The organism is Bradyrhizobium pachyrhizi, assembly GCF_029714545.1.
Lineage (GTDB): Bacteria > Pseudomonadota > Alphaproteobacteria > Rhizobiales > Xanthobacteraceae > Bradyrhizobium > Bradyrhizobium pachyrhizi.
This window is the reverse complement of record NZ_CP121667.1, coordinates 104,067-124,727: the sequence shown is the minus strand read 5'-3', so window position 1 is coordinate 124,727 and position 20,661 is coordinate 104,067. Positions and strand designations below refer to the sequence as shown.

Annotated in this window: 22 protein-coding genes and 1 tRNA gene; 12 read left to right on the top strand and 11 right to left on the bottom strand. The window is 64.4% G+C overall.

Annotated elements, in window-relative coordinates; genetic code table 11:
- Positions 1 to 91: 91 nt before the first annotated feature.
- Positions 92 to 649, bottom strand: a complete 558-nt coding sequence (locus QA639_RS00550; protein WP_028337528.1) for a cytochrome P460 family protein — start codon at positions 647 to 649, stop codon at positions 92 to 94.
- Between the two features lie 273 nt (positions 650 to 922).
- On the opposite strand from QA639_RS00550, the gene QA639_RS00545 reads away from it, so the two are divergent.
- Positions 923 to 1,270 carry a DUF6665 family protein gene (locus tag QA639_RS00545; protein WP_028337529.1) on the top strand — a complete coding sequence of 116 codons (348 nt, stop codon included), beginning with the start codon at positions 923 to 925 and terminating at the stop codon, positions 1,268 to 1,270.
- A gap of 71 nt (positions 1,271 to 1,341) precedes the next feature.
- Here QA639_RS00545 and QA639_RS00540 read toward each other — a convergent pair whose 3' ends face one another.
- The 8 genes from QA639_RS00540 to QA639_RS00505 all read right to left on the bottom strand — a co-directional run bounded on the left by QA639_RS00540 (position 1,342) and on the right by QA639_RS00505 (position 8,660).
- Positions 1,342 to 1,611, bottom strand: coding sequence for a BQ00720 family protein (locus QA639_RS00540; protein ID WP_016843536.1), 270 nt, complete (start codon positions 1,609 to 1,611; stop codon positions 1,342 to 1,344).
- A 50-nt stretch (positions 1,612 to 1,661) separates the two neighbouring features.
- Positions 1,662 to 2,087, bottom strand: coding sequence for an Hsp20 family protein (locus QA639_RS00535; RefSeq protein WP_021082592.1), 426 nt, complete (start codon positions 2,085 to 2,087; stop codon positions 1,662 to 1,664).
- Between the two features lie 170 nt (positions 2,088 to 2,257).
- Entirely contained in the window at positions 2,258 to 3,340 is a 1,083-nt protein-coding gene (locus QA639_RS00530; RefSeq protein WP_283088957.1) for a sn-glycerol-3-phosphate import ATP-binding protein UgpC, read from the bottom strand.
- The gene (gene ugpE / locus QA639_RS00525; RefSeq protein WP_028337531.1) at positions 3,340 to 4,188 is read right to left on the bottom strand and encodes a sn-glycerol-3-phosphate ABC transporter permease UgpE; all 849 of its coding nucleotides are present in this window, start codon (positions 4,186 to 4,188) and stop codon (positions 3,340 to 3,342) included. Before ugpE ends, QA639_RS00530 begins: the two co-directional genes overlap by 1 nt.
- The gene (gene ugpA, locus QA639_RS00520) at positions 4,188 to 5,069 is read right to left on the bottom strand and encodes a sn-glycerol-3-phosphate ABC transporter permease UgpA (RefSeq protein WP_157342669.1); all 882 of its coding nucleotides are present in this window, start codon (positions 5,067 to 5,069) and stop codon (positions 4,188 to 4,190) included. Before ugpA ends, ugpE begins: the two co-directional genes overlap by 1 nt.
- Before the next feature lie 163 nt (positions 5,070 to 5,232).
- Positions 5,233 to 6,549, bottom strand: a complete 1,317-nt coding sequence (ugpB, locus tag QA639_RS00515; RefSeq protein ID WP_028337533.1) for a sn-glycerol-3-phosphate ABC transporter substrate-binding protein UgpB — start codon at positions 6,547 to 6,549, stop codon at positions 5,233 to 5,235.
- Positions 6,550 to 6,839: 290 nt separating this feature from the next.
- On the bottom strand, positions 6,840 to 8,045 hold the full coding sequence (locus QA639_RS00510) for a CaiB/BaiF CoA transferase family protein (protein WP_028337534.1): 1,206 nt from the start codon (positions 8,043 to 8,045) through the stop codon (positions 6,840 to 6,842).
- Between the two features lie 189 nt (positions 8,046 to 8,234).
- On the bottom strand, positions 8,235 to 8,660 hold the full coding sequence (locus tag QA639_RS00505) for an organic hydroperoxide resistance protein (RefSeq protein ID WP_026192038.1): 426 nt from the start codon (positions 8,658 to 8,660) through the stop codon (positions 8,235 to 8,237).
- A gap of 168 nt (positions 8,661 to 8,828) precedes the next feature.
- Here QA639_RS00505 and QA639_RS00500 point away from each other — a divergent pair, with 168 nt between their 5' ends.
- Positions 8,829 to 9,290: a MarR family winged helix-turn-helix transcriptional regulator gene (locus QA639_RS00500; RefSeq protein ID WP_157342667.1), complete on the top strand. Its 462-nt coding sequence runs from the start codon at positions 8,829 to 8,831 to the stop codon at positions 9,288 to 9,290.
- A gap of 106 nt (positions 9,291 to 9,396) precedes the next feature.
- Here QA639_RS00500 and QA639_RS00495 read toward each other — a convergent pair.
- A tRNA-Ala gene (locus QA639_RS00495) sits at positions 9,397 to 9,472 on the bottom strand.
- A 95-nt stretch (positions 9,473 to 9,567) separates the two neighbouring features.
- Positions 9,568 to 9,975, bottom strand: a complete 408-nt coding sequence (locus QA639_RS00490; RefSeq protein ID WP_028337537.1) for a TIGR02300 family protein — start codon at positions 9,973 to 9,975, stop codon at positions 9,568 to 9,570.
- A gap of 145 nt (positions 9,976 to 10,120) precedes the next feature.
- Here QA639_RS00490 and aroA point away from each other — a divergent pair, with 145 nt between their 5' ends.
- From aroA to accD, 10 genes are all read left to right on the top strand, one after another.
- A complete protein-coding gene (aroA, locus tag QA639_RS00485) occupies positions 10,121 to 11,458 on the top strand; it encodes a 3-phosphoshikimate 1-carboxyvinyltransferase (RefSeq protein ID WP_050383457.1) in 1,338 nt (445 codons plus the stop codon).
- Entirely contained in the window at positions 11,455 to 12,084 is a 630-nt protein-coding gene (cmk, locus tag QA639_RS00480) for a (d)CMP kinase (protein WP_018269281.1), read from the top strand. The genes aroA and cmk overlap by 4 nt, the downstream gene beginning before the upstream one ends.
- 393 nt (positions 12,085 to 12,477) lie before the next feature.
- Positions 12,478 to 14,187 carry a 30S ribosomal protein S1 gene (rpsA, locus tag QA639_RS00475; RefSeq protein WP_028337539.1) on the top strand — a complete coding sequence of 570 codons (1,710 nt, stop codon included), beginning with the start codon at positions 12,478 to 12,480 and terminating at the stop codon, positions 14,185 to 14,187.
- A 470-nt stretch (positions 14,188 to 14,657) separates the two neighbouring features.
- Complete coding sequence (gene sppA / locus QA639_RS00470) at positions 14,658 to 15,635, top strand: signal peptide peptidase SppA (protein ID WP_028337540.1); 978 nt, start codon at positions 14,658 to 14,660, stop codon at positions 15,633 to 15,635.
- Between the two features lie 174 nt (positions 15,636 to 15,809).
- Positions 15,810 to 16,139, top strand: coding sequence for an integration host factor subunit beta (locus tag QA639_RS00465; RefSeq protein ID WP_016847379.1), 330 nt, complete (start codon positions 15,810 to 15,812; stop codon positions 16,137 to 16,139).
- 84 nt (positions 16,140 to 16,223) lie between these two features.
- A complete protein-coding gene (locus tag QA639_RS00460) occupies positions 16,224 to 16,610 on the top strand; it encodes a lipopolysaccharide assembly protein LapA domain-containing protein (RefSeq protein WP_028337541.1) in 387 nt (128 codons plus the stop codon).
- A 76-nt stretch (positions 16,611 to 16,686) separates the two neighbouring features.
- Complete coding sequence (locus tag QA639_RS00455; RefSeq protein WP_028337542.1) at positions 16,687 to 17,388, top strand: phosphoribosylanthranilate isomerase; 702 nt, start codon at positions 16,687 to 16,689, stop codon at positions 17,386 to 17,388.
- 120 nt (positions 17,389 to 17,508) lie between these two features.
- On the top strand, positions 17,509 to 18,726 hold the full coding sequence (trpB, locus tag QA639_RS00450; protein ID WP_028337543.1) for a tryptophan synthase subunit beta: 1,218 nt from the start codon (positions 17,509 to 17,511) through the stop codon (positions 18,724 to 18,726).
- Entirely contained in the window at positions 18,723 to 19,559 is an 837-nt protein-coding gene (gene trpA / locus QA639_RS00445) for a tryptophan synthase subunit alpha (RefSeq protein WP_028337544.1), read from the top strand. The genes trpB and trpA overlap by 4 nt, the downstream gene beginning before the upstream one ends.
- Before the next feature lie 104 nt (positions 19,560 to 19,663).
- Positions 19,664 to 20,605, top strand: a complete 942-nt coding sequence (gene accD, locus QA639_RS00440; RefSeq protein WP_028337545.1) for an acetyl-CoA carboxylase, carboxyltransferase subunit beta — start codon at positions 19,664 to 19,666, stop codon at positions 20,603 to 20,605.
- The last annotated feature ends 56 nt before the right edge of the window (positions 20,606 to 20,661 follow it).

Sequence of the window (20,661 nt, the reverse complement as noted above, 5' to 3'; positions counted from 1 at the left end):
GTTTTCCGAAAAGATCATGCTCAAACAAAGAGCTAAGGCGCGATGACGATTCAACCTAATCTCATCGCGCTTTAGCCGTGCGATCCGGTGTCTACCTCTTGCCGTACTCGGTGAAGACGTAGTCGCGATTCTGTACCACCGTGTGGCACGCATAGCCGCACTTCGCGTCATTTTCCTGGGGCGGATTGTCCGCCGTGGTGGCGGGCCTGAATACATCCGACGCCGCGTCATACTCGAACGCGCCGTATCCCCATCCGCCGCTGTCCGCGAACCTCTTGCTGTCCTTGACCATGAAGTCGACGTCGTGCTGCGCGCCCGGCACCGTCGGCTGACCGGGATACGCCTCCTGCTTCTTCGGGATCCAATGGATCTTCGCCATCTTGGCGCCGTCCGGGAACGGCTTGCCATTGCCGGGTATGCCTTCCCGGAAGGCGCCGATCATCGCCGGATTGCCCAGGATCGCGGCGATGACGCCTTCGTTCTCGCTGATCGCGATCACGGGCCAGTCCTCGTATCCCCTGAACTCGGAGAACGCGAGACCATTGGGCACTTGCAGGCTGTATTTGTCCTGCGCGGAAATCGCGACGCCGGTCGCGAGGACGGAAATCGACACTGAAGCAACGAGATTGATCAGCGAGCTCTTCTGCATGGTCGCATCTCCTTCAATCGATTTGGCGGCGAATAATTCTTGCTGGAAATTCCCCTGTCGCAGTGCTTCTCGCGGGAACTTATCACAGCACGGAAATGCACAGAGCGAAATCGAGCCGCGGCCATGGTCCGCTGCCCAAGGCTGCGCAATGAATTGCTCAAGTTGAGCGAGCTTTCGCTTGGCGGTCGAAGACACGAGCACTTATTGACAACCAGCCGATGACGCCGGAAGACGGACGCGCGCAACATTGCGTGTGCGAACCAGGGATGACTGATGTCCCGCGATTTTCGCCTTGATCGCGTTCCCGTCGACGTTCTCGCTTACGAGCTCTCCGAGGAGAGGGCGAGTGCGCTCGGCCGCATGGGTCGCGCGCTGGAACAGGCGCTCGCCAAGCTGCGCGAGTTCGATACTGCCCATCCGCGCACGGAAGCACCGCCGTCAACACGACAGGCACGGCGCCTCCTGGTGCGGGAGGCCGGCCATGCGCTCTGGATGTTCGTGGTGCAGCGGGAGGCCTGCGGGCTGCGCAACAACCGCATGCTGATGCGCGACTACAACGTCCCCGGCGAGGTGCAACTCAGCATGGGCCCGATGCTCGCCACATCGACCACATCGCCATAAAAAATGCGCGGGCGCCTCGGTGTCGAGGCCTGCCCGCGCATTGAATTCGCGGATGCTAATTCAACCCTGCGTCAGTGGACGCTGACGGCCTGCAGCTCGTTGCTCCATGCGTTCGCGACGGCGGCTTCGCGGCTGTCGGTCAGCATGATCGGCGTGCCGTCGGCGGCGTGCAGTGCGAACAGTTTGAGGCCCGGCGCGATCTTCGGCGCCTGCGGAAAGAGATCCGGCACGTCCTCGGAGCGGACCTGCTTCACATAGGCGATATGACCTTCGCCCAGATGGGCCAGCGCTTCCGGTGTGACGCTCTCGGATTCGATGGTGGTGGTACTCAGTTCACTCATGGTCTCGACTCCTCAGTCAGATAAGCGGTCGAGTCCGCTCGTTGTTTCTATTATTCGTGCTCATTGATAGCGATTGTCTTAATGACCCGTTCAGGTTCCGGCCTGGCCAGATCAATCGACAACAACCCGTTCTTCAGATCCGCGCCCAGCACCTGCATCCCCTCCGCCAGCACGAAGGTGCGCTGGAAGTGGCGCGCGGCGATGCCGCGATGGATGTATTGCCGAGCCTTGTCGTCCTGCTGGCGGCCGCGGATGACGAGCTGATTTTCCTCAATAGTTACATCGAGTTGGTCGCGGGTGAAGCCCGCCACCGCCAGCGTGATGCGCAGCCGTTCAGGCTGCCCGTTGGTACGGTCGCACCGCTCGATGTTGTACGGAGGATAGCCGTCGGCGCCCTTCACGACGCGGTCGAGCGCACGCTCGATCTCGTCGAATCCCAAAAGGAACGGACTGGACAACGATGGAACACGAGACATTACAAAGTCCTCTCGAAGCGACTTTGAGGGGCCCTTGCGGCGCCCCATGCAACCGGCGGGCCGTCCGGCCTCCGGTCAGTGAGGGATATGGGGGCGATCTGGATAGCGTTCAAGCAGCCCCGAAACCAGCCTAAACGCCCGCAACATGGGGGTAAATTCTTCCCGATCGGTTACTCCCCGACGCGCTTGCGGCCGTCGGCGGTAAAAAGATGCAGCTTGTCACGGGGGGCGACGGCCCGGATCCGCTCGCCGATGGCTGGACCCGAGACGCCGGGAACCCGGACGATCACCTCGCCCGGCGGCAGCTCGCCCGGATTGGCGGCAACGCCCTGCTCCTCGCGCTGGCGGCTGCCATAGACGAAGGTCTCGGCGCCGACATGCTCGATCGCCTCGACCGTGAGGCCAAGCGCGACGCCGCCGGATGCGGTCTCGCTCGAGATCACGAAATCCTCCGGCCGGATCCCGACAATGCCGGCGCCGTCGGCGCCCGTGATCTGGGACTTCAGCTCGTCGGCGCGCAGCGGCATCAGGTTCATCGGCGGGGCGCCGATGAAGGAGGCGACGAAGGTGGTCGCCGGCTTCTGGTAGATCTCCAGGGGATTACCGATCTGCTCGACCTGCCCGCCGTTCATGACGACGAGGATGTCGGCGAGCGTCATCGCCTCGAGCTGGTCGTGGGTGACGTAGATCGATGTGGTGTTGAGCCGGCGCTGCAGCTTGCGGATCTCGACCCGCATCGCGATGCGCAGCTTGGCGTCGAGGTTCGACAGCGGCTCGTCGAACAGGAACACTTTCGGCTGGCGCACGATGGCGCGGCCCATCGCGACGCGCTGGCGCTGGCCGCCGGAAAGCTGGCGCGGCTTGCGCTCCAGCATCGGCGACAGCTCAAGGACACGCGCGGCTTCCTCGACGCGGGTCTTGATCTCGGCCTCGGCCATGCCGCGGTTGCGCAGGCCGTAGGCCATGTTGTTGTAGACGCTCATATGCGGATAGAGCGCGTAGTTCTGGAACACCATCGCGATGTCGCGATCGGCGGGCTCGACCTGGTTGACGACGCGGCCGCCGATGTCGATCTCGCCGCCGGTGATGGTCTCGAGCCCCGCGACCATGCGCAGCAGCGTGGACTTGCCGCAGCCGGAAGGGCCGACCAGCACGCAGAACTGGCCGTCGCCGACGTCGACATCGACGCCCTTGATGGCCTCGAAGCCGCCGGGATAGGTCTTGCGGACGCTGCGCAGCGTGACGTTAGCCATTACTTTTCCGTCTCCACCAATCCGCGCACGAACAGTTTCTGCATCACGACGACGACGAACACCGGCGGCAGCATCGCGAGCAACGCGGTCGCCATCACGATCGGCCATTCGGTCAGCGCATCGGTCGTGGTGATCATCTTGCGGATGCCGACCTGGATGGTCTGCATGTCGTCGCGCGTGGTGATCAACAGCGGCCAGAGGTACTGATTCCAGCCGAGGATGAAGAGGATCACGAACAGCGCCGCCATGTTGGTGCGCGACAGCGGCAGCAGCGTATCCCAGAAGAAGCGGAACGGGCCTGCGCCGTCGATGCGCGAAGCCTCCAGCAATTCATCCGGCACGGTCATGAAGAACTGGCGGAACAGCAGCGTCGCGGTCGCCGACGCAATCAGCGGCAGCGACAGGCCGGCATAGCTGTCGAGCAGATGCAGATCGGCGACAATCTTGTAGGTCGGATAGATGCGCACCTCGACCGGCAGCATCAAGGTGATGAAGATGATCCAGAAGATCGCCATCCGGAACGGAAACCGGAAATACACGATCGCGTAGGCCGAGATGATCGAGATCGCGATTTTGCCGACCGCGATCAAGAGCGCCATGATCAGCGAGTTCAGCATCATGTGGAGCACCGGCTCGCGGGTCGAGCCGCTCGTGCCGACAAACAGCGTCTGGTAGTAGGTCTGGAGGAAATGGCCGCCGGGCAGCAGCGACATCTGGCCGTTGGCGATGACGGCGTTGTCCTGGGTCGAGGCGACGAGCGCGAGATAGACCGGGAAGGCCACGATCGCGATCCCGATCCACAGGATGACGTGAGCCAGATAGCGCTGAAAGCCCTCCTCCTCGACCATCAGTAGGTCACCTTGCGCTCGACGAACCGGAACTGGATCGCCGTCAGCATGACGACGATGACCATCAGGATGACCGACTGCGCCGCCGACGAGCCGAGATTGCCGCCGAGCAGGCCGTCCGTATAGACCTTGTAGACCAGCGTCTCGGTCGCCTTGCCGGGACCGCCGCGGGTCATGGTGTCGATGATGCCGAAGGTGTCGAAGAAGGCGTAGACGATGTTGATGACCAAGAGGAAGAAGATGGTCGGCGACAACAGCGGGACGATCACGGTCCAGAACCGCCGCATCGGACGGGCGCCGTCGATCGCGGCGGCCTCGATCACGCTCTTCGGGATGCTCTGCAGCCCGGCGAGGAAGAACAGGAAATTGTAGGAGATCTGCTTCCAGGCCGCGGCGAGGATGATCAGGGCCGCCGCCTGGTCGCCGTCGAGCAGCGGATTCCAGTCGATGCCCATGGCGCGCAGATAGCGCGATAGCACGCCGAGCGAGGGGTGCAGCATGAACACCCAGAGCACGCCGACCACCGGCGGGGCCACCGCATAGGGCCAGATCAGCAGCGTGCGATACAGCGTCGAGCCGCGCAGCGGCTTGTCAGCCATGACCGCGAGCAGCAGCGCGAAGGACAGCGAGGAGACCGCGATCGCGAACGAGAACACGAAGGTCCGGACGATCGCCGCGAAATAGGCCGGCTCCTTGAACAGATCGAGATAGTTCTCGAACCAGACGAAGCTGGTGGAGAGACCGAAGGCGTCCTGCAGCAGGAAGGATTGGATCACCGCCTGCACGGCCGGCCAGTAGAAAAAGATCAGGACGATCGCGAGCTGCGGGGCAACCAGCGCGTAAGGCAGCAGCTTTGATTGGAAAATCGCTTGCTTTTGCATGGGCTCGGAAGAAGGGCAGGCCGCGGATGCGGCCTGCCGGTTGATGGCCCTAAAGCGCGATGAGATGAGGTCGGATCGTCATCGCGCCTTAGCTTGTCGTCTGGGCATGATCTTTTCGGAAAACCGCTTCGCGCTTGTCCGGATCAAGCCCGAAGGCATCATGTCAGCGGACGGCGGTCTTTTCAAACTGCCGCAGCATCTGGTTGCCGCGCTCGACGGCGGCGTCCAGCGCCTGCTTGGCGGTCTTCTTGCCGGCCAGCGCCTGCTCGATCTCCTCCGACCACATGTCGCGCAGCTGCACCATGTTGCCGAGGCGCAGGCCGCGGGAATTCGCGGTCGGCTCCTTGTTGGTGAGCTCGAGCAGCGGGGTCTCGAGATAGGGTTGGTCCTTGTAGAAGCCTTCTTCCTTGGCCTTGGCATAGGCGGCCTTGGTGATCGGCAGATAGCCCGAGGCCTTGTGGATCCAGACCTGGCGGTCGGTGTCCGAGAGGAAGGTCAGGAACTTGGCCACGCCCTTGTATTCCTCGGCCGACTTGCCGCCCATTACCCAGAGCGAGGCGCCGCCGATGATCGAATTCTGCGGCGCGCCCTTGGCGTCGGGATAATACGGCATCGGCGCTGCGGTGAAGTTGAACTTGGCCTGCGCCTTGACGTTGCCGAAGAAGGCCGACGAGGTCAGGTAGATCGGGCATTCGCCCGAGGTGAAGCGGCCTTCGCCGGTGTTGGTGCGGCCGGCATAGTCGTAGGTCTTGTCCTTCTGCAGCTCGACGAGGTTCTCGAGATGCTTGACCTGCAGCGGGCCGTTGAATTCGAGCACGGTGTCGAAGCCGTCGAGGCCGTTGGCCTTGCTGGCGAGCGGCACATTGTGCCAGGCCGAGAGCTGTTCGAGATTGACCCAGGTGACCCACGAGCCGGAGAAGCCGCAGGTGTTATAGCCGGCTGCCTTCAGCTTCTTGGCGTCGTCGAACACCTGCGGCCAGGTCTTCGGAATCTCCGCGATGTTGGCCTTCTTCAGCGCATCGAGATTGATCCACATCACTGTCGACGACGAGTTGAAGGGGAACGACAGCATCTCGCCCTTGGAGGTCGAGTAGTAGCCGGTGATCGCGGGCAGATAGACGCCCGGATCGAACTTCTCGCCGGCGTCGGCCATCAGCTTGTAGACCGGTTTGACGGCGCCGGTGGCGGCCATCATCGTCGCGGTGCCGACCTCGAACACCTGCATGATATGCGGCGCGTTGCCGGCGCGGAACGCGGCGATGCCGGCGTTCATGGTGTCGGCGTAGCCGCCCTTGTAGGTCGGGATCACCTTGTAGTCGGATTGCGAGGCGTTGAAGTCGTTGGCCAGCTTGACGATGACGTCGTTGTTGGCGCCGGTCATCGCGTGCCACCACTGGATCTCGGTCACCGCGAACGCGGGCGACGCGAATGCAAGCGCGGCAGCGGCTGCCGCGGCAGCGCCTAGTCGTCGAAAGAACATCAAAACCCCTCCCAATTGGAACGTCGTCTTTCGTTGCGCGCGTTATCAGCGCCGGATGACGTTCAAATGACCGTATAAACGAAAGTCATGGTAGGGGGGAAGCCGAAGCGAAGGGAAGCGGTAAAAAAGGCGAAGACCGCAGCCGCATCCGTGCGGTGCAACGCCGGCCGCGACGTTGCACCGCAGTGTTGATGCGTCGGCCGGTTCGATACGGGCCGACGCTCCGGCTTTGTTCTGACGCGAACCGGTGCCCATCCCGCATCACGTGCGGGACAGGCTCGAAAACGCCTTTAGCGCTTACGCTGAGGACCGCAGACCACGCCCTTTTCAACCAGGCCGTTGATGTCGTCCTTCGAGTAGCCGAACTCGCCGAGCACTTCCGCGGCGTGCTGGCTGAACTTCGGCGGTGTGCGGCGCAGGTTCGGCTTGGTGCGTTCGAGGCGGATCGGCGAGGCGACGCCCTTGTACCAATCCTTCTCGATGACGTCGCCGCGGTGGATGGTGTGCGGGTTGGTCAGCGCCTGGTCGATCTTCTGCACCGGGCCTGCCGGCAGGCCGGCGGCGAGCAGCCGGTTGCACAGCGGCTCAGCCTCGTGCTGGCTGAATACCGCGGCCAGCTCGACGCGGAGCGCATCTCGGTTGGCGATGCGGTCCTTGTTGCGGGCAAAGCGCGGATCGGTGCCGAGCTCGGGCTTGCCGATCTCCTTGGCGAGTTTGCGGAAGGTTCCGTCATTACCGACGCCGATGAAGATGTTGTCGGTCTTGGTCGGGAAGATCGCGTAAGGAACGAGGTTGGGATGTTCGTTGCCGGTGAGCGACGGCGGCTTGCCGTGCATGAAGTAGTTCGCGGTGTGCGGATGCATGATCGCGAGCCCGGTCTCGTACAGCGTCGTCTCGATGAACTGGCCGAGCCCCGAGCGCTGCCGCTCCGACAGCGCCATCAGGATGCCGATCGTGGCGTAGAGCCCGGTGGTGATGTCGACCAGCGGCACGCCGATCCGCATCGGACCGCTTTCCGGCGAACCGGTCGCGGCGATCATGCCGGTCATCGCCTGGATGATCGCGTCATAGCCGGGATTGCCGCCGCGCGGGCCGTCGGCGCCGAAGCCGGAGATCCGGCAATGCACGAGGCGCGGAAATTTCGCGCGCAGCACGTCGTTGCCGATGCCCCATTTGTCGAGCGTGCCCGGCTTGAAATTCTCGATCAGCACGTCGGCGGTCTCGAGCATCTTCATCAGCACCGCACGCCCGCCCTCGGAAGCGAGGTCGAGGCCGATCGAGCGCTTGTTGCGGTTGATGCCGACGAAATAGGCCGCATCCTCGTCATGGAAGGGAGGACCCCAGTCGCGCACCTCGTCGCCGGCGGGCGGCTCGACCTTGATCACGTCGGCGCCGTGGTCGGCGAGAATCTGGGTGCAATACGGACCGCCGAGCACGCGCGTCAGATCGATCACGCGCAGGCCGGTCATCGCGCCCGTAGCCGCTGGGGTATTCATGGAAACAACCTTCGCTCAGTTGGGATCAGATAACGAGGGTCCCAGAGCTAACGGTCTTCAGCCGGGGCAGCAATGCTTCCGTCGGCGCAGGCCCATGCAGCAGGCGGCGCATGCGTTCGCCACGCGAACCAGCCGCTGAAAGGGCAATGGTCCGCCACGCGTCGCGGCGGACCATTGCGTGATGTGGAATTAGACGACGCTCAGCTTGACGTCGACATTGCCGCGGGTCGCGTTGGAATAGGGGCACACCTGGTGGGCCTTCTCGACCAGCGCTTCGGCATCGTTGCGCGCAAGGCCGGGCAGCGACACCGCGAGCTCGACGGCGAGGCCGAAGCCGCCTTCCGAGCGCGGGCCGATGCCGACCGTCGAGGTCACCGAGGCGTCGGCGGGAACCTTGGGGCCGCCCTGCGAGGCCACGAATTTCATCGCGCCGATGAAGCAGGCGGCATAGCCGGCCGCGAACAACTGCTCCGGATTGTTGCCGGCGCCGCCGCCGCCACCGAGTTCCTTCGGGGTCGTGAGCTTGACGTCGAGCGCGCCGTCGAGCGTTGCCGCATGGCCGTCGCGGCCGCCGGTTGCCTTGGCGCTGGTCTTGTAGAGCACGTTCACAGACATCGTGGTCTCCCTTGGTGGGTTGGGCTTGAATTCAACGACGCGTGTATTGCACGCAAATATATTGCGCACAATATAAAATATGCGGCCTCACATTTAATTGTTCGCAATTGAATCCGCGGTCCCGAGAGCCCAGAATGACCCGGAAACGAGATGGATTCGATGGGAATCATGGCCAGGAAACCGACGGCGGCGGATCAGGCGCTGCGGCTCGATAACCAGATCTGCTTTGCGGTCTATTCGACGGCGCACGCCTTCAACCGCGTCTACAAGCCGCTTCTCGACCGGCTCGGGCTGACCTATCCGCAGTATCTCGTGATGCTGGCGCTGTGGGAGCGCGACGACGTGCCGGTGAAGGACCTCGGCGAGCGCCTGTTCCTGGATTCCGGCACGCTGACGCCGCTCTTGAAGCGGCTGGAGGCGGCGGAGTTGATCAGGCGGACCCGCAGCACCGAAGACGAGCGGGTGGTGCTGATCGCGCTGACGCCGCAGGGCCACGCGCTGCGCGAAAAGGCCAAGGCCGTGCCGCAGTCGATTCTCGCAGCCTCGGACTGCACCGTCGGCGAACTAATGGCGATGAAGGACGAGATCGTCGCGCTGCGCGACCGGCTGAATGCGGTGCTGGGGGAGTAGGGGGAGTCTTCGCCCTACGGGCTACGCCGCGGCAGCCTTCGCGCTCACTTCGCTACGATGGATTTTCCGGGCTTGCCGAGCCGTAGCTCGCGAGGCGAGCGAAGGTTGGTGGAGCCAGGCGGGATCGAACCGCCGACCTCTTGCATGCCATGCAAGCGCTCTCCCAGCTGAGCTATGGCCCCTTATCCAGTTGGGATGACCCTGGGGGATCGATCCCGGCCCGCGCAGCCTAAACGACTCGCGCGGCAGCACCGTTGATCATAGATCGGCGCCGATCTCAAGTCTCTTCGTCGCCGCCGACGTCACCAATGATGTCGGTGACGTCCTCATCGCCCTCTTCCTCGTCGGCGATGAAGGTCGAATCGTCGTCGTCATCGTCGTCGATTGTCTCATCGACCTCGATATCGTCCTCGGATTCGGGAACCTGGGCCTTGACCTTCCCGGTGTTCTCCTCGGCATCGGCCTCCTCGAGCGAGACCATCTCTTCGGCCTCGGCGGGCTCCGGCATGTCGGCTGCGGTCGCAGGCGAACTGACGGTGGCGCCACGGCCCCGCGGCGGGGCGACCGGCGCGATCGGCACGACTTCGCCGGTATAGGGCGAGATCACCGGATTCTTGTTGAGGTCGTAGAACTTCTTGCCCGTGGTCGGGCAAATGCGCTTGGTTCCGAGCTCGGACTTGGCCACGTGGTAATCCCAGAATTTTCCTGAAAAACGGAGCTTCACTTGGCTAGTTGAGGGGCCGCTGTCAATAGCGGTTTGCGCGCATTTGACGGGCGCGTGACGCGGTGTTGCCTATGTGATACCTGCCGCGGCGCGAGAGGACACAATCTTGGCCCATTCTGACACCCCGACCCCGCTGGAATCGCGCGCGTGCGGCCCCCTGGCCGGCACGGTCCGCGTTCCCGGCGACAAATCGATTTCCCACCGTGCCCTGATCCTGGGGGCGCTTTCGGTCGGCGAGACCCGCATTTCCGGCCTCCTGGAGGGCGAGGACGTCCTCAATACCGCCAAATCCATGCGCGCGCTGGGCGCCAAAGTAGAGCGGACGGCGCCGTTCGCCTGGACGGTCTCCGGCGTCGGGGTCGGCGGCTTCGCACAGCCCGCCACGCCGCTCGATTTCGGCAACTCCGGCACCGGCTGCCGGCTGGTGATGGGCGCGGTGGCCGGCTGCCCGATCGCCGCCATTTTCGACGGCGATGCCTCGCTGCGCTCGCGGCCGATGCGCCGCATCCTCGACCCGCTGGAGCTGATGGGCGCCCGAACCAGCAACATAAGGGAGGGCGGCCGGCTGCCGCTCACCCTGCACGGCGCCCGCTATCCGGTGCCGATCGTCTACAAGACGCCGGTCGCCTCGGCCCAGATCAAGTCCGCGGTGCTGCTGGCGGGGCTCTCCGCCCCCGGTATCACCACGGTGATCGAGCAGGAGGCGAGCCGCGACCACACCGAGCTGATGCTGAAGCATTTCGGCGCCGAGATCTCCTCCGACAAGGAAGGCAGCCACGGCCGCCGGATCTCGCTGCACGGCGAGCCCGAGCTGCACGGCGCCAACGTCGTAGTGCCCGCCGATCCGTCCTCCGCGTCATTCCCGATCGTGGCCGCGCTGATCGTCGCAGGTTCCGATGTCGTGTTCTCCGACGTGATGACCAATCCGCTGCGCACCGGCCTGTTCACCACGCTGCGCGAGATGGGCGCCTCGATCGAGGAGAGCGAGGTGCGCGGTGATGCCGGCGAGCCGATGGCGCAACTGCGGGTGCGTGCCTCGAAGCTGAAGGGCGTCGAGGTGCCGCCGGAGCGCGCGCCGTCGATGATCGACGAATATCTGGTGCTGGCGGTCGCGGCCGCCTTCGCCGAGGGCACCACGATCATGCGCGGCCTGCAGGAGCTGCGCGTCAAGGAATCCGATCGCCTTGAAGCAACCGCCGACATGCTGCGGGTCAACGGCGTCAAGGTCGAGGTGTCCGGCGACGATCTGATCGTCGAGGGCCACGGCCATGTTCCAGGCGGTGGCCTCGTTGCCACGCATATGGATCACCGCATCGCGATGTCGGCGCTGGTGATGGGCTGCGCCTCCGATCGGCCGGTGAAGATCGACGATACCGCCTTCATCGCCACCAGTTTTCCGGATTTCATCCCGATGATGCGCGCGCTCGGAGCTGATTTCGCATGATCATCGCCATCGACGGACCCGCCGCCTCGGGCAAGGGCACGCTCGGCAAGCGACTCGCCCACCACTACGGCTATCGTCATCTCGACACCGGCGTGATCTACCGCGCGGTGGCCTATGCGATGATGCAGGCCGGCGCCGAGCTCAGCAACGAGGTGCTGGCCGTGGCCGCGGCGCTCGAGCTCGACCCCGAAAAGTTCGGCAATCCGATCCTGAAGACCCAGAAGGTCGGCGATGCCGCCTCCGTGGTGTCGGCGATTCCGCAGGTTCGCGAGGTCCTGGTGAATTTTCAGCGCCAGTTCGCCGCCGATCCGCCCGGTGCAGTGCTGGACGGACGCGACATCGGCACCGTGATCTGCCCGGATGCCGACGTGAAGATCTTCGTGGTCGCCGACCCCCGCGTGCGGGCGCGGCGGCGCACGCTGGAGGCGCGCGCCCGCGGCGAGGACGCCGACGAAGAGGCGGTGCTCGCCGACATCCTCAAGCGCGACGAGCGGGACAAGAACCGGGCGATCGCGCCCCTGCGGCCGGCTCCGGACGCCCACACGCTGGACAATTCGAACCTCGACATCGAGGCCGGCGTGCGTGCCGCCATCGCCATCGTCGAGGCCGCGCGCGCCAGGCGCTAGAATCGCGGGCCGTCGCGGCGCTTTCGGCCCGAAAACCCAGCAAAATGGGGCATTTCCTGCTTGCCGAAAGTCGCATGCAGGGCTATATCAGCGCCGTTCGGAGCAGCATCGACGATGTCGAGGCCGTGTCTGAGCGGGCCGGCGATGGGTTTGAGTCAACCTCAAACGAAACCAACGCCGCATCTGGAGGAACGCCCGCTCCCAGGTCTTGCAGTCGATATTTTCGTTTCAGGTTCCGGATCAATCATACGTACCGAACGTGCAGTCTTGCTGCCGGCCCGCTGTTGCACCTCCTGCAATGAGCGGTCGTCAGGGTTTGCGGAACCCCGACACTTCACGCACGGTGCGCCCATCAACCCGAACGGCCGGCAAGATCCCGCATCTGGAGAACAAATGGTTTCGAATTCTGCGTCTTCCTATACTCCCACCCGCGACGACTTCGCGGCGATGCTTGATGAGTCCTTTGCCGGCGGCAATTTGCAGGAAAGCTCGGTCATCAAGGGCAAGGTGGTTGCAATTGAGAAGGACATGGCCGTCATCGACGTCGGCCTGAAGACCGAAGGTCGCGTTGCGCTGCGCGAATTCGCCGGCCCCGGCCGTGAAAGCGATCTCAAGGTCGGTGACGAAGTCGAGGTGTTCCTCGACCGTATCGAGAATGCGCTCGGCGAGGCTGTGCTGTCGCGCGACAAGGCGCGCCGCGAGGAAAGCTGGGGCAAGCTCGAGAAGGCCTTCCAGAACAACGAAAAGGTCAACGGCGTCATCTTCAACCAGGTCAAGGGCGGCTTCACGGTCGACCTCGACGGTGCGGTGGCCTTCCTGCCGCGCTCGCAGGTCGACATTCGTCCGATCCGCGACGTTGCGCCGCTGATGAACAATTCGCAGCCGTTCCAGATCCTCAAGATGGACCGCCGCCGCGGCAACATCGTGGTGTCGCGCCGCACGGTACTCGAAGAGACCCGCGCCGAGCAGCGCCAGGAGCTGGTGCAGAACCTCGAAGAGGGTCAGGTGATCGACGGCGTGGTCAAGAACATCACCGATTACGGTGCGTTCGTTGATCTCGGCGGTATCGACGGCCTGCTGCACGTGACCGATATCGCCTGGCGCCGCGTCAATCACCCGACCGAGGTGCTGACCATCGGCCAGACCGTGAAGGTCAAGATCATCAAGATCAACCACGAGACGCACCGCATCTCGCTCGGCATGAAGCAACTGCTGGATGATCCGTGGCAGGGCATCGAGGGCAAGTACCCGCTGGGTGCCCGCTTCACCGGCCGCGTCACCAACATCACCGACTACGGCGCGTTCGTCGAGCTCGAGCCGGGCATCGAAGGTCTGATCCACGTCTCCGAGATGTCGTGGACCAAGAAGAACATGCACCCCGGCAAGATCGTTTCGACCTCGCAGGAAGTCGAAGTGCAGGTGCTGGAAGTGGATTCGGTCAAGCGCCGTATCTCGCTCGGCCTCAAGCAGACCATGCGCAATCCCTGGGAAGTCTTCGTCGAGAAGTTCCCGGTCGGTTCGGTGGTCGAGGGCGAGGTCAAGAACAAGACCGAGTTCGGTCTGTTCCTGGGTCTCGAGGGCGATGTCGACGGCATGGTCCACCTCTCCGACCTCGACTGGAAGCTTCCGGGCGAGCAGGTCATCGACAACTTCAAGAAGGGCGACATGGTCAAGGCCGTGGTGCTCGATGTCGATGTCGAGAAGGAGCGGATCTCGCTCGGCGTCAAGCAGCTCGAAGGCGACCCCTTCGCCGAGCCGGGCGACGTCAAGAAGGGCGCGGTCGTGACCTGCGAAGTGCTCGAAGTGAAGGAGAGCGGCATCGAGGTCCGGATTTCGGGCACCGAGTTCACCACCTTCATCAAGCGGTCCGAGCTGGCCCGCGATCGCAACGACCAGCGCGCCGAGCGCTTCGCCGTCGGCGAGAAGGTCGATGCCCGCGTCATCCAGTTCGACAAGAAGGCCCGCAAGGTGCAGGTCTCGATCAAGGCGCTGGAAGTCGCCGAAGAGAAGGAGGCCATCGCGCAGTACGGCTCCTCCGATTCGGGTGCGACGCTTGGCGACATCCTCGGCACCGCGCTGAAGAACCGCGGCACCGACAAGTAAGCGTTCGCGTGATTTGAGCGAACAATCGGGGCCCCGGCGCAAGCCGGGGCCCCTTTTGTGTATCTTGCCGCGTAGCCCGGATGGAGCGAAGCGATCCGGGACTTTCAATCCGCGCTGCTGAAGCCTCCCGGACTACGCTTCGCTTCATCCGGGCTACCGATTTCTCTTCCCCTTCCCCCTGAAAGGGGGAAGGTCGGGATGGGGGTCAGCCACAGGCGATGCTGCTCATGGAGAGAGCTGATCCCATCCCCACCCGCTTTGCTCTGGCGAGCAAAGCGACCTCCCTTTTCAAGGGGAGGTTAAGGCGCGACCGGGATGAAGGGCACGTGCACGCGGGCTACGAGTGTCTCCGAATACCGGGCCTTGTTTTCTTCATATTGCGTCGCAATTGATGTATTTGGCTAAGCTGATAGTGACGCTGCGACTGCAAAACGCGCGGATTGCGCGCTGACCATTTCTGGAGAGATCCGATGTCGCTGGATTCAGACGTGATCGTCGATCGTCGCCGCATCAGGCGCAAACTGACGTTCTGGCGCGTCGCCGCCGCGGTCATTGCGATCGCGGCCATTGTCGGCGTGGGCGTGATCGCCGCCGGCGGGCGCGGCGGCTTCTCGACATCGAACACGATCGCGCGGGTCAATATCGACGGACTGATCCGTAGCGACCAGGATCGCGTCGAGGCGCTGGAGCGGCTCGGCAAGTCGAGCTATGCGGCTGTTGTCGTGCACATCAATTCGCCTGGCGGCACCACTGCGGGCTCCGAGCAGCTTTACGACTCGCTGATGCAGCTGAAGGCGAAGAAGCCGCTTGTCGTCGTGGTCGAGGGATTGGCCGCCTCGGGCGGCTACATCACGGCGATCGCCTCCGATCATATCGTCGCCCAGCAGACCTCGCTGGTCGGCTCGATCGGCGTTCTCTTCCAGTATCCGAACGTTTCGGAATTGCTCAAGACTGTCGGCGTGAAAATGGAGGAGATCAAATCTTCCCCGCTGAAGGCCGCGCCCAACGGCTTCGAACCCACCAGCCCGGAGGCCCGCGCCGCGATCGACGGTCTCGTCAAGGACTCCTATGCATGGTTCCGTGGATTGGTGAAGCAACGGCGCGGCATGGACGATGACCTGCTGGAGAAGGTCGCGGACGGTCGCGTCTTCACCGGCCGGCAGGCGGTCGATCTCAAGCTGGTCGATCAGCTGGGGGACGAGAAGACCGCGATCGCCTGGCTGGTTGCCGAGAAGAAGGTCAAAAGCGACCTGCCGGTGCGCAATTACAAGCTTAATCCGCGGTTCGGCGACCTGACCTTCCTGCGTACGGCGGCGTCCGTGACGCTCGATGCGTTCGGTCTTGGCGCGATCGCGCGGCGGATCGAGCAGGGCGGCGTGGCCGAGGCAGTCGACCGGTTCGGGCTGGACGGCATGCTGGCGCTGTGGAGCCCGGCCGGAACCAACTGATCGGCTTCCAAAGGCGTGCTCACCAGGCTATTCGCGCTTTGCGGGAATCACCGCATGCCCCAATTGGGCTATTTGTCACGTGATTTCACGGCGCCCTAAATCGATTTAGCGTCTTGACAGTGCACGGCATTTTCACGGAAATGGGTTTCCGCAAGAGCCCGGATCCCACTTTCGATGATCAAATCCGAACTTGTTCAGCGCATCGCCGAGCACAACCCGCACCTCTATCAGCGGGATGTCGAGAACATTGTGAATGCGATTCTCGATGAAATCGTCGCGGCGCTGGCACGTGGCGACCGTGTCGAGCTGCGCGGTTTTGGCGCATTCTCGGTGAAGCACCGCCCGGCGCGCGCCGGCCGCAATCCACGCACCGGCGAGCATGTGCCGGTCGACCAGAAGAGCGTGCCGTTCTTCAAGACCGGCAAGGAAATGCGCGAGCGTCTCAACCGCGACGTGACCGAGGCGGGCGCCGCCAAGGTCGATGCGCCCAAGGCTGATGCTTAAGGCCGACGCCTAAGGCGCGACGCCAGGCGTTGCCGTGCTGCGGGCGATATGCCCGCACTTTCTCCATCGCTGCGAGAGATGGTCATGCGAAAGTTCTTCACGGCAGTGGTCGTCATTCCGCTCGGACTGATCTTCATCATTTTTGCAGTCGCCAACCGTCACTGGGTGACGGTGTCGTTCGATCCCTTCAATTCGGTGACCCCGACGGTTGCAGTCACACTGCCGCTGTTCGTCGTCATTATCGCCTCCGCGATCCTGGGCGTGATCGCGGGCGGCATCGGAACCTGGTTCAAGCAAGGGCGCTGGCGCCGCGCGGCCCGGCAGCACGAGGCTGACGCCCGCCACGTCCGCGCCGAGCTCGCCGAGCTCAGGGCCGCCGCCTCCCGGGACGACGCGCAGCGCCGTCCGGCCCCGGCCCTATCAGGTTTTTACGGGGCCGCCGGGCGAGACAAGCTGGGCGCGACGTTGTAGAACCCGGCCCGTCGGACCGGGGACCGCCCCCTGTTCCGGCCGCCCGAAAACCCGTTTTGAGACCCGTTTCGAGACCATGCCCCTGCTCGTCAAAATCTGCGGCCTGTCCACGCGCGAGACGCTCGACGTCGCGCTTGAGGGCGGCGCCGACATGGTGGGGTTCGTATTCTTTCCGCCGTCGCCACGTCACATCGGCCTCGAGACCGCGCGCGAGCTCGGCAGCCGCGCCAAGGGCCGCGCCGTCAAGGTCGCCCTGACCGTCGATGCCGACGATGCGACCCTGGAAAACATCGTCGAGACGCTGCGGCCGGATATCCTGCAATTGCACGGCAAGGAGACCACGGCGCGGCTGCGCGACATCAAGGCGAAGTTCGGCCTGCCGCTGATGAAGGCGCTGCCGGTCGAGACATCGGCCGACCTTGCGCCGCTGCCGGGTTATGCCGGCGTCGCCGATCGCATCCTGTTCGATGCCCGCGCGCCGAAGGATGCCACGCGGCCGGGTGGCCTCGGCGCGCCCTTCGATTGGCACGTGCTGGAAAATCTCGATCTTGCGCTGCCCTACATGGTCTCCGGCGGGCTCAACGCCGACAACGTCACTGAAGCTGTCCGCGTCACGGGCGCCGGCGGCGTCGATGTCTCGTCGGGCGTCGAGCGCACGCCCGGCGTCAAGGATCCCGAATTGATCCGCGCCTTCATCCGCGCCGCGCGCGCAACCCAGCCTTCTTCACCTCTCCCCGTGAACGGGGAGAGGTCGGCCGCGCAACGCGCGGGCGGGTGAGGGGGCTTGCAACGATGATCGAGCGAGCGGAGAAACCCCTCACCCCAGCCCTCTCCCCGCAAGAGCGGGGCGGGGGAGCGGAAACAGCGCCGCAAGCCGGCAAGAAGAACTGATGGTTCGATGAATCCAAACCTGCCCAATTCCTTCCGCAGTGGTCCCGACGAGCGCGGGCATTTCGGTATTTTCGGCGGACGCTTCGTCGCGGAAACGCTGATGCCGCTGATCCTCGATCTCGAAAAAGCCTATGCCGACGCCAAGGCCGATCCGGCGTTCCAGGCCGAAATGAACGTCTATCTGAAGGACTATGTCGGCCGGCCCTCGCCGCTCTATTTCGCCGAACGGCTCACCGAGCATCTCGGCGGCGCCAAGATCTATCTGAAGCGCGAGGAGCTCAACCACACCGGTTCGCACAAGGTCAACAATGTGCTCGGCCAGATCATGGTCGCGCGCCGCATGGGCAAGAAACGCATCATCGCCGAGACCGGCGCCGGCCAGCATGGCGTGGCGACGGCAACGCTGTGCGCGCGGTTCGGGCTCGAATGCGTGGTCTATATGGGCGCGGTCGACGTCGAGCGGCAGCAGCCGAACGTGATCCGCATGGAGATGCTGGGCGCCAAGGTCGTTCCGGTGCAGTCGGGCGCGCGCACGCTGAAGGACGCGATGAACGACGCGCTGCGCGACTGGGTCACCAACGTGCACAACACCTTCTATTGCATCGGCACGGTGGCGGGTCCGCACCCCTATCCGATGATGGTGCGTGATTTCCAGTCGATCATCGGCCACGAGACGCGCAAGCAGATGCAGGAGGCCGAGGGCCGCCTGCCGGATTCGCTGATCGCCTGCATCGGCGGCGGCTCCAATGCGATGGGTCTGTTCCATCCGTTCCTCGACGATCCCTTGATCGAGATCTTCGGCGTCGAGGCTGCCGGTCACGGACTGACGCAGCTGCATGCCGCTTCGCTGGCCGGCGGGCGTCCCGGCGTGCTGCATGGCAACCGCACCTATCTCTTGATGGACGCCGACGGCCAGATCGAGGAAGCGCATTCGATCTCGGCGGGCCTCGATTATCCCGGCATCGGCCCGGAGCACGCCTGGCTGCACGAGACCGGCCGCGTGAAGTACCTCTCGGCGACCGACGAGGAGGCGCTGGCCGCATTCCAGCTGCTGTCGCGGCTCGAGGGCATCATCCCCGCGCTGGAATCGGCGCACGCCATCGCGAAACTGTCCGAGCTCGCACCGCAGCGGCCCAGGGATCACCTGATGGTGGTCAACCTCTCGGGCCGCGGCGACAAGGACGTGCCGCAGGTCGGCGACATCTTGAAGGGCAGGAAGAAGTGACCACCCGTATCGACGCACGTTTCGCCGAGCTGAAGCAGCAGGGCCGCTCCGCCTTCGTCACCTTCGTGATGGCCGGCGATCCCGACGCCAAGACCTCGCTCGACATCCTCAAGGCGCTGCCGAAGGCCGGCGCCGACGTCATCGAGATCGGCATGCCCTTCACCGACCCGATGGCCGATGGCCCGTCGATCCAGGCCGCCGGGCTGCGCGCGCTCAAGGGCGGCATGACGCTGCGCAAGACGCTGGCGATGGTCCGCGACTTCCGCAAGGAGGATAACGCCACGCCGATCGTGCTGATGGGCTACTACAATCCGATCTACATCTACGGCGTCGACAGCTTCCTGGCCGATGCCAAGGCCGCCGGCGTCGACGGCCTGATCATCGTCGATCTGCCGCCGGAGGAAGATACCGAGCTCTGCATCCCCGCGATGAAGGCCGGGCTGAACTTCATCCGGCTGGCGACGCCGACCACCGACGACAAGCGGCTGCCGGCGGTGCTCGCCAACACCTCGGGCTTTGTCTATTACGTCTCGATCACCGGCATCACCGGCGCCGCGACGGCCGATTCGAAGGTGGTCGCGGAAGCCGTGGCCCGCATCAAGCGGCACACCAAGCTGCCGGTCTGCGTCGGCTTCGGCATCCGCACCCCGGAGACGGCGCGCGCGATCGCCGAGAACGCCAACGGCGCGGTGGTCGGCACCGCGATCGTCGATGTGGTGCGTGCCAATCTCGATGCCGAGGGCCGCGCGACGCCGAAGACCGTGAGCGCGGTGGCGGACCTGGTGTCGGCGCTGGCGCAGGGGGTCCGGGGCGCCAAACAGGCCGCTGAATAAGCCACATTTTGCGGCAACAAGGCCGCCGATGGCGGCTTGCCGGGCTCGCCCGGCCCGCCATATATCCAGCTGGTGCGGAACCGATCCGCATTTCGGAGCGAACCATGAATTGGCTCACCAACGTCGTCCGGCCGAAGATCCGCAACATCCTGCGGCGTGAGACGCCGGAAAACCTCTGGATCAAGTGCCCGGATTCCGGGCAGCTCGTGTTCTACAAGGACGTCGAGGCCAACCAGTTCGTGATCCCCGGCTCGAACTACCACATGCGCATGGGCGCGGTGGCTCGGCTGAAATCGATCTTCGACAACGAGACCTGGTTCGACGTCGCGTTGCCCGAGGTGACGGCGGATCCGCTGAAATTCCGCGACGAGCGCAAATATGTCGACCGCATCAAGGACGCCCGCACCAAGACCGGGCTGAACGACGCGATCAAGGTCGGCTACGGCAAGCTCGAGGGCGCCGGCGTCGTGGTCGCGGTGCAGGATTTCGATTTCATGGGCGGCTCGCTCGGCATGGCCGCGGGTGAAGCCATGGTGCGCGGGCTCGAGCTCGCGGTCGAGAAGAAGTCGCCCTTCATCGTGTTCGCCGCATCCGGCGGCGCGCGGATGCAGGAAGGCATCTTGTCGCTGATGCAGATGCCGCGCACCACCGTCGGCGTGCAGATGCTGCGCGAGGCGCGCCAGCCCTACATCGTGGTGCTGACCAATCCGACCACCGGCGGCGTCACCGCGTCCTATGCGATGCTCGGCGACATCCAGATCGCCGAGCCCGGTGCGCTGATCGGCTTTGCCGGCGCGCGCGTGATCGAGCAGACCATCCGCGAAAAGCTGCCGGACGGCTTTCAGCGCGCCGAATATCTGCGCGAGCACGGCATGGTCGACATGGTCGTGCACCGCCACGAGATGAAGGCGACGCTGGCGCGGCTGTGCCGCCTGCTGACCAAGGCGCCGGCGCTCGAATCCGCATCAAAGCCCACGGCACCGGTCATCGAGCCGGCCCAGATCGTCACGGCGCCGGAGACGGTGCCGGCTGCGCCGCACGCGTGACCGCAAGCGCCGCCTCACCGCAAGCCTCGTTCGAGGCGTTGATCGCGCGGATATCG

Excerpts from the sequence above, each read along its gene's own strand:
- QA639_RS00550 (WP_028337528.1), bottom strand. The coding sequence starts at position 649 with ATGCAGAAGAGCTCGCTGATCAATCTCGTTGCTTCAGTGTCGATTTCC.
- QA639_RS00545 (WP_028337529.1), top strand. The coding sequence starts at position 923 with ATGTCCCGCGATTTTCGCCTTGATCGCGTTCCCGTCGACGTTCTCGCT.
- QA639_RS00540 (WP_016843536.1), bottom strand. The coding sequence starts at position 1,611 with ATGAGTGAACTGAGTACCACCACCATCGAATCCGAGAGCGTCACACCG.
- QA639_RS00535 (WP_021082592.1), bottom strand. The coding sequence starts at position 2,087 with ATGTCTCGTGTTCCATCGTTGTCCAGTCCGTTCCTTTTGGGATTCGAC.
- QA639_RS00530 (WP_283088957.1), bottom strand. The coding sequence starts at position 3,340 with ATGGCTAACGTCACGCTGCGCAGCGTCCGCAAGACCTATCCCGGCGGC.
- ugpE (WP_028337531.1), bottom strand. The coding sequence starts at position 4,188 with ATGGTCGAGGAGGAGGGCTTTCAGCGCTATCTGGCTCACGTCATCCTG.
- ugpA (WP_157342669.1), bottom strand. The coding sequence starts at position 5,069 with ATGCAAAAGCAAGCGATTTTCCAATCAAAGCTGCTGCCTTACGCGCTG.
- ugpB (WP_028337533.1), bottom strand. The coding sequence starts at position 6,549 with ATGTTCTTTCGACGACTAGGCGCTGCCGCGGCAGCCGCTGCCGCGCTT.
- QA639_RS00510 (WP_028337534.1), bottom strand. The coding sequence starts at position 8,045 with ATGAATACCCCAGCGGCTACGGGCGCGATGACCGGCCTGCGCGTGATC.
- QA639_RS00505 (WP_026192038.1), bottom strand. The coding sequence starts at position 8,660 with ATGTCTGTGAACGTGCTCTACAAGACCAGCGCCAAGGCAACCGGCGGC.
- QA639_RS00500 (WP_157342667.1), top strand. The coding sequence starts at position 8,829 with ATGGCCAGGAAACCGACGGCGGCGGATCAGGCGCTGCGGCTCGATAAC.
- cmk (WP_018269281.1), top strand. The coding sequence starts at position 11,455 with ATGATCATCGCCATCGACGGACCCGCCGCCTCGGGCAAGGGCACGCTC.
- rpsA (WP_028337539.1), top strand. The coding sequence starts at position 12,478 with ATGGTTTCGAATTCTGCGTCTTCCTATACTCCCACCCGCGACGACTTC.
- sppA (WP_028337540.1), top strand. The coding sequence starts at position 14,658 with ATGTCGCTGGATTCAGACGTGATCGTCGATCGTCGCCGCATCAGGCGC.
- QA639_RS00465 (WP_016847379.1), top strand. The coding sequence starts at position 15,810 with ATGATCAAATCCGAACTTGTTCAGCGCATCGCCGAGCACAACCCGCAC.
- QA639_RS00460 (WP_028337541.1), top strand. The coding sequence starts at position 16,224 with ATGCGAAAGTTCTTCACGGCAGTGGTCGTCATTCCGCTCGGACTGATC.
- QA639_RS00455 (WP_028337542.1), top strand. The coding sequence starts at position 16,687 with ATGCCCCTGCTCGTCAAAATCTGCGGCCTGTCCACGCGCGAGACGCTC.
- trpB (WP_028337543.1), top strand. The coding sequence starts at position 17,509 with ATGAATCCAAACCTGCCCAATTCCTTCCGCAGTGGTCCCGACGAGCGC.
- accD (WP_028337545.1), top strand. The coding sequence starts at position 19,664 with ATGAATTGGCTCACCAACGTCGTCCGGCCGAAGATCCGCAACATCCTG.